9 protein-coding genes are annotated in these 6,766 nt (G+C 50.1%); 2 read left to right on the forward strand and 7 right to left on the reverse strand.

Features of this window, described 5'->3' with window-relative positions; translation table 11 throughout:
* Positions 1 to 53 precede the first annotated feature (53 nt).
* Together AB8818_RS05375 and AB8818_RS05380 are read left to right on the forward strand one after the other, a co-directional pair.
* Positions 54 to 293, forward strand: coding sequence for a DinI family protein (locus tag AB8818_RS05375; protein ID WP_371199823.1), 240 nt, complete (start codon positions 54 to 56; stop codon positions 291 to 293).
* Positions 294 to 521: 228 nt separating this feature from the next.
* Entirely contained in the window at positions 522 to 1,193 is a 672-nt protein-coding gene (locus tag AB8818_RS05380) for an SOS response-associated peptidase (protein WP_371199824.1), read from the forward strand.
* Here the strand turns inward: AB8818_RS05380 and AB8818_RS05385 are convergent.
* The 7 genes from AB8818_RS05385 to AB8818_RS05415 form a co-directional block, all read right to left on the reverse strand.
* On the reverse strand, positions 1,186 to 2,454 hold the full coding sequence (locus AB8818_RS05385; RefSeq protein WP_371199825.1) for a Y-family DNA polymerase: 1,269 nt from the start codon (positions 2,452 to 2,454) through the stop codon (positions 1,186 to 1,188). The genes AB8818_RS05380 and AB8818_RS05385 overlap by 8 nt on opposite strands.
* A 2-nt stretch (positions 2,455 to 2,456) precedes the next feature.
* Entirely contained in the window at positions 2,457 to 2,876 is a 420-nt protein-coding gene (locus AB8818_RS05390) for a translesion error-prone DNA polymerase V autoproteolytic subunit (RefSeq protein ID WP_371199826.1), read from the reverse strand.
* 214 nt (positions 2,877 to 3,090) lie between these two features.
* Positions 3,091 to 4,125: a tail fiber domain-containing protein gene (locus AB8818_RS05395; protein ID WP_371199827.1), complete on the reverse strand. Its 1,035-nt coding sequence runs from the start codon at positions 4,123 to 4,125 to the stop codon at positions 3,091 to 3,093.
* 56 nt (positions 4,126 to 4,181) lie between these two features.
* The gene (locus AB8818_RS05400; protein ID WP_371199828.1) at positions 4,182 to 4,421 is read right to left on the reverse strand and encodes a cor protein; all 240 of its coding nucleotides are present in this window, start codon (positions 4,419 to 4,421) and stop codon (positions 4,182 to 4,184) included.
* A 108-nt stretch (positions 4,422 to 4,529) separates the two neighbouring features.
* Positions 4,530 to 5,204: a hypothetical protein gene (locus AB8818_RS05405; RefSeq protein ID WP_371199829.1), complete on the reverse strand. Its 675-nt coding sequence runs from the start codon at positions 5,202 to 5,204 to the stop codon at positions 4,530 to 4,532.
* Positions 5,204 to 5,506, reverse strand: coding sequence for a hypothetical protein (locus AB8818_RS05410; RefSeq protein WP_100170069.1), 303 nt, complete (start codon positions 5,504 to 5,506; stop codon positions 5,204 to 5,206). The genes AB8818_RS05405 and AB8818_RS05410 overlap by 1 nt, the downstream gene beginning before the upstream one ends.
* A partial coding sequence (locus AB8818_RS05415) for a DUF1983 domain-containing protein (protein ID WP_371199830.1) occupies positions 5,506 to 6,766 on the reverse strand: 1,261 nt, incomplete at its 5' end. The genes AB8818_RS05410 and AB8818_RS05415, both read right to left, overlap by 1 nt.

Here is a 6,766-nt window from a genome sequence, read left to right on the forward strand (position 1 = left end):
ATATTTTTACAGTAAAAATATAACTTCCTCTCAAACAGATTAAGGAGACTGTTATGTTTGTTGAGTTGGTTTACGATAAGCGAAATGTCCAGGGATTGGATGGAGCCAGAGAAATTATTCTGGCTGAGCTGAAGAGGCGAGTTCATCACATATTCCCTGATGCTGAAGTGAAGGTTAAACCTATGCAGGCTAACGGATTGAATAGTGATGCCAGCAAAAGCGACCGTGAAAAGTTGAACCGTATGCTGGAGGAAATGTTTGAAGAATCTGATATGTGGCTTACAAATGAATGAATTTACCTAATGTCATCACAGCAAACCCGGCCCCCCTACCGGGTTAGATTTCCTCTTTACACTATTTCCGAAACTTTGCGTAGATCCTTCCAGTTTCGCAACGCATCGCTTTACCATATCTCTGACTTCCTTCATCATGCCCCTGTTTCAAAATCATAAAGTTTCGGTGCGCACCTGTTTTTTCTCCCTGCCTTATACTTTCAGTCATAGCTTTGACTGGAGGTTTCTATGTGTGGTCGTTTTTCTCAAGCACAAACCCGTGAAGAGTATCTGGCTTATCTCGCCGACGAAGGCGATCGCGACATCGCATATGACCCAGAGCCGATTGGCCGGTACAACGTCGCGCCCGGCACTAAGGTTCTGCTGCTGAGCGAACGCGACGAGCAACTGCATCTTGATCCAGTCCTGTGGTCTTACGCGCCCGGGTGGTGGGATAAAGCACCATTGATAAACGCGCGCGTCGAGACGGCAGCCAACAGCAGGATGTTCAAGCCTCTCTGGCAGCATGGTCGCGCTATATGCTTCGCAGATGGGTGGTACGAGTGGAAGAAAGAAGGCGACAAAAAACAACCCTACTTCATACACCGCGCCGACGGCCAGCCGATTTTTATGGCGGCGATCGGTAGCACGCCGTTCGAGCGTGGCGATGAGGCTGAAGGTTTCCTCATTGTGACATCTGCAGCTGATAAAGGCCTGGTCGACATTCACGACCGCCGGCCACTGGTTCTGTCACCGGAAGCCGCCAGAGAGTGGATGCGTCAGGATACCGGAGGGAAAGAAGCTGAAGAAATTGCTGCCGACGGTTCGGTGCCCGCCGACAAGTTTATCTGGCACGCAGTTTCTCGCGCGATTGGAAGTCCGAAAAATCAGGGTCCGGAGTTAATCGACCCGATTACCTGACGCGAAGCAGATCAGAAAACCGCGTGGTATACCGCGGCGAAAGCATATCACGCTTCATCTGCCATTGTTGCTGAATGCCCTGCCCGGCAAAAAAGAGCGTGCCCTTTCCATCTTTGGCGTTCAAGTGATCAAGCACCTCCATCAACCTTTCGCTTCCGGCTCGCGGGGCATTATCGTCGAACAAGTTAAGTTGGGCCACCCCCTGACTGAAGAAATCACCCAACATAATCCCTGCTTTCTGGTACCGATGACCATCCTTCCAGATTTTGTCCAAGCACTTTAACGCGGCGTTGATGATGTCACGGGAATCCTGTGTTGGCGTGAGAAGCTTCATTGACGCACTATTGCCGTAATATGGCTCATTCAGAGCAAAAGGAGATGTCTTCACGAACGCCGAAATAAAACGGCAATACTGGTGCTCACCACGCAGTTTTTCAGCACCACGGGCAGCATAACTGCAGATAGCCTGGCGCATCTGTTCGTACTCGGTGACGCGTTCGCCGAAAGACCTGCTGCAGACAATTTCCTGCTTTGCTGGTGCAAACTCTTCCAGATCGAGGCATGGCTCGCCACGCAGCTCCCTGACCGTTCGCTCAAGTACCACGTTAAAGTGTTTACGGATAATCCAGGTACTTTGTTCTGAGAGGTCCAGAGCCGTTTTGATGCCCATGGCGTTAAGCTTCTTGCTGATGCGCCTACCGACGCCCCACACATCCTCTACTGGTACCAGAGCCAACAACCGACGTTGCCGATCGATATTGGACAAATCGACCACCCCGCCCGTCTGCCTCTGCCATTTCTTAGCGGCGTGATTTGCGAGCTTAGCGAGGGTTTTCGTCTGCGCAATGCCAACACCGACAGTCAGGTGCGTACGCTTCAGAACCGTCGCGCGTATCTCTTTGCCAAACTCCGTCAAGTCCCGGCAATTGCGAACCCCAGTGAGGTCGCAAAAAGCTTCGTCAATGCTGTAAATTTCGACGCGGGGGCTCATTTCCTCAAGCGTCGTCATTACCCGGTTCGACATATCAGCGTAGAGCTCGTAGTTACTGCTGAAGCAAACAACCCCAGCGCGCCGGAATAAGTCCTTTTGCTTGAAGAAAGGCTCCCCCATCGTAATTCCAGCGGCCTTAGCCTCGGCGCTGCGCGCGATTACGCAGCCATCGTTATTTGAGAGAACGACAACCGGCCGCCCTCGCAAGTCCGGCCTGAATACAGTCTCGCATGATGCGTAGAACGAATTCACATCACAGAGCGCAAACATACTCAGCTCGCAGATTTAACGATAAAAGTCACTACACCGAACACATCGAGTGTGTCCTCGCTGCCGACGATAATCGGCGAGTAAGCGCTGTTCATTGGAATGAGCTGAACTGTCGGGCGCAGCTGCAGGCGTTTAACTGTAAACTCCCCTTCCACCGCTGCGATGACAATATCACCATGCTCAGCAGTGCGCGAACTGTCCACAACCAGCAGGTCACCATCGCTGATCCCTGCTTCGATCATAGAGTCGCCGGCAGCCTTAACGAAATATGTTGAGCTGGGATGGGAAACCAGTAACTCATTGAGATCGATACGTTGTTCAACGTAATCAGCAGCGGGGCTTGGGAAACCGCACTGGACTAAGTCACTGAAAAGCGGAAGAGCGATAATTTCACGCAGTTCTGCAGGCCTGATAAATTCCATGTTGCACACCTCAAACACTGTTTTTATATACAGTAGTTTCATTTGAGTAAGCGCGCAAGACAGAGATACTTTCTGACTGCTTAAAGCTTCGCCGTTTCGTTTCTAAGATTCTATGTCGCTTCGAATTATGAATTTTGTAAATTTTATGGCAGTAGCTCTTAATGAGCAGATTTTAGCCACCGCAAATTCTTGCATGCGATGGGCGGCGGTTTCCTCAACTTCCAAGCTGCAATGCCTCTACCTGTTTCTTTAAATCTTGAATCTGATCCATTAAAGCCAGGATTGCTTCATGGTGAAGAGCAGCGGCTGCCCCAGCCACATCGACAGCTAACGTTTTCTCGACTATTGAACCATCTCTGAGCTCAGTTTCCCCACCTTCAAATACTGCGGTAGGCATTGCGAGTGCAAGCTCCTGAGCAATGAAACCCTGACCCGGAGGGGCGTTATCAAGACGATCCCACGTACACCCACGCACCAAACGCATCTTTTCGAGAGGGTTTTCAATCTGCTTGATATTATCTTTAATACGCTCGTCTGAATTATTTATCCATGAACCGTTGTTCGCTGTGGCATTTCCCCCTGCGGAGAAAACCCAATTGGTATAAGTGCCATTGGCCTTATCGATACCAATTGCAATATCCAGAATATCGTAACCGCTCCCCCTTCTGGCCCCAACATAACCTGTGTCATTGAAATATGAATAAGAAGTCCTTCCGATAATCCCTGCAACAGACCCAGTACTGAAGGACTGCAACGCAACTTTATTTCCCGCTCCGGTATCGTACGGAGCCACTGAGAGATAGGTTGTTGAGAGAGTTCCACCCTTTTTACCATCGATGGTTCCAGTATTATCCACCAGGTATTTCCATGAAGGGCCAGTGAATGTAGTACCGTCTGGCAGTTTTACCGTAATGTTTCCAGCTGCGCTGAAAACCTGCTGCCAGTTCTGTTTGTCGTAATTCAGTCCACGCAGCGCTTCAGCGCTTTGGGATACCAGCGCAGCAGTCACCATGTTAAGAGCTACGCGGGGAACTGCTGACCAGGCTGCACCGGATTGTGTAGGCCCGGTAAAGTTGCTGACCAGCGTCAGCTGAGTATTACTATCTACCGATTTAACCGGCAATGTATATGCCACGCCGCCAACTGTAGAGACAATAAAGTCACCTGCAGCGATTTCGGTTGCGAATGAGGTTCCGGAACCGCCAACAATTGCGGACCCGTTTGTCATGGTGATGGTACCTGCCGACATAAAAGACTCCTGAATTCAGATAATAAAAAACCCGCCGAAGCGGGTTCTTGTTTTGTTCATTTTGAACAGGTCGACCTGATGAAGTTGTTTTTACTTATCCACCGCCAGCTGAAAGGATATCCAGCTTTGTATTCAACCTGGCTTGCTAATTGTCGCACACCATATATCTGTACGGTTTGTTCCTGCCCACCTAAAATGATTACAGCCTCACACATAGGAAGCTGCTTCTCAAAAATGTTTGCTGAGCAAGCAGAAAGAAAACAGACAATTAGCAAACTGGCGAGTATTTTTTTCATTTTTTATCCCTGAGGTAATTTGTACTTTGAAATTTAACCTGACGGGAAAATTAGTTAAAATAGATTGAACAGATCAATATCGACAAATTGATCGTTTTAAACGATCAATTAGTCATATGCTGCAGTATTAATAGCCGTTAGCGTTATTCCTGTTGTAGTGCCGCCAGCAGGTGTTCCCCCCGAAATTTGATTTCCAACAGGCCAGAACCTGGTCGTGATACCGTTGAAATAGCACCCCGTGTATGCTGTTACGTTGATAATCACTGGCTGCCCACCCTGGGAGGTTTGCCATAACGACGAGCCGAGAATTCCAGGAGCCACAGCATATGAACCACTCAAAGTAACGTCTAGATTAATGCCCCCTGCGCCTGGAGTTCCCACGGTCACTAGGTCGGTCAATACCCGGCTTTCGTTTGTGAGAACCACTCGCCCGCTGGCGTCCCAGAACGCTATTCCCCACTGTGGCAAAGGCTGAGGAAAGACAGCGAAAACGTACACAGTCAGGGTGAATGTTTTTGAGCCTGTATAACCTGCTGGAGTTGATGCGGAGGCGCTTATTACGCTTCCGTTTCTGCGAACCCCCAAATATACAGCCTGAGACGGCCCTGACACACGACAGAACGCAATGGCCGGATAAGAGGGGTCGACAGGAATATCTATTGCTGCACTGCCGTTTGTGTTGGAGGCAACTTCCGATCGATTATAGAGACAAAAAGGAGTGGAATATGGCGTCACAAAAGGATTGCCATTGTCCATTAATATATAAGCACCATAATCAGCCATTAAGCTGGCTCCATAAAAACGACAAGTTCACAGGCGGATGAGGGGTAATTACCGATGCCAGCTGTATTAGCAGGCGTCACGGTAATAGTGTTGCCAGTTGCCTCGATATGCCGCCCAACAGAGGTAGTGCCTTGATCGAGCGAAACAACAAAGCCAACCTTATAGCCAGGCGGAACAGTAAAACTCCAGGAACCTGAATTTTGTGTATATGCGAGTTGAATTCGTCCGACAACAGATACAGGCTTAATCCCATAATTGTTCGGGTTGCCATTGGCATCCCACGTCTGAATGCCCCACGTCATCAAAATACCCCCGTAATTTTACCAATCTGTACGCGGAGAACGCCGTTCGCGTCCCTGATGCTGTCCGTTACATTCGTAGTCTTTCTTGCGCCCTCCCCGTCGCTGCCGTAGTTTTCCCAGGTACCTCCTTTATCCAGTTTCCACCCGGACTGCCCGGCGACATAATTGTTGGACTGGATAAAGTTACCGATTTTGGCGTTGGAGATCGTGCCATCCTGAATAAACCCTGAGCTGATGAAGACCTGGCCATTAACCACCGCGAACGGCGAATACTGGGTATCACCACTGCCACTCATCAGTACGAACTGGTTAGCGTTGAAACCTACTCGGGTAACAATCGGCTGCCCTGCCTGCGCCAGAACGGCAATCGACATCCCGGCGTTATACATGATGCCGTTTATCCTCACGCCTGTTTTAAGGGTGTAGATTGCCGAAGCACCTGAGGCATCGACCACTGCGGTAAGCTTGTCCTCCAGTGCAGCCGTGACGTCATTGATCTGGGCCTGCACCTGCGTCGACATTTCGGCCATTGCCTTATCTACCTCAGCAATGGTCGTTTTAACAACAAGGATATCGGCACGCACTTCACCGTATTGTGCCCACTGGTGCTCAACTGTTCCGTGGTTCGCAAGGGCGTTCTGTAGAATTCCCTCAATGTTGGTATCGATGTCACCGGTGAGGCGTTCCCCGTCGGCAGAGGTTAGGAAATCGTCTGCGATATCGCCCAGATAATCATCGGCGTTATCATTAGACATCCCCCTTACCCAGTCGGTATACCCGGATTCGTTACCTGTTCTGTCGACCAGCTGCGCCCGGTACCAGAATTCCTGCCCAGCCTTAAGCCCGAGTTGGGTATATTCAGCGGAAGGATAAGGCACGTCTGACAGCAAGATTGGATTTGAAAAGTCACTGTTGGCGGTATACTGAATTTCCGTTTTTAGTGTATCGCCTGTATTTGCCGGGAAACCCCAGTTAAGACGAATCCCCCAGTTGATGCCCGTGGCCGTGAATCCTACTGGCTTAGGCGGATTGCCTACTTTGCCGGTCAGTGTCTTCTCTTCTGAATATCCCCATCCTGAGGAAATTTCAGCGGCATTGATTGCGCGCACGCGCACCAGGTAGCGCCCGGCATAAATCCCCGGGACGTCAAATGACGTGGTGGAACTGCGCGGCATGTTCACCCAGTTTCCGTCGTTGCGGCGCCACTGCCCCTCATAGGCAATAGCATTTTGTGCCTGGTCCCAGCTCACGCGCATGGTC

The sequence above is a fragment of the Enterobacter sp. KB-280D8 genome (assembly GCF_041399405.1).
Taxonomy (GTDB): domain Bacteria; phylum Pseudomonadota; class Gammaproteobacteria; order Enterobacterales; family Enterobacteriaceae; genus Enterobacter; species Enterobacter cloacae_N.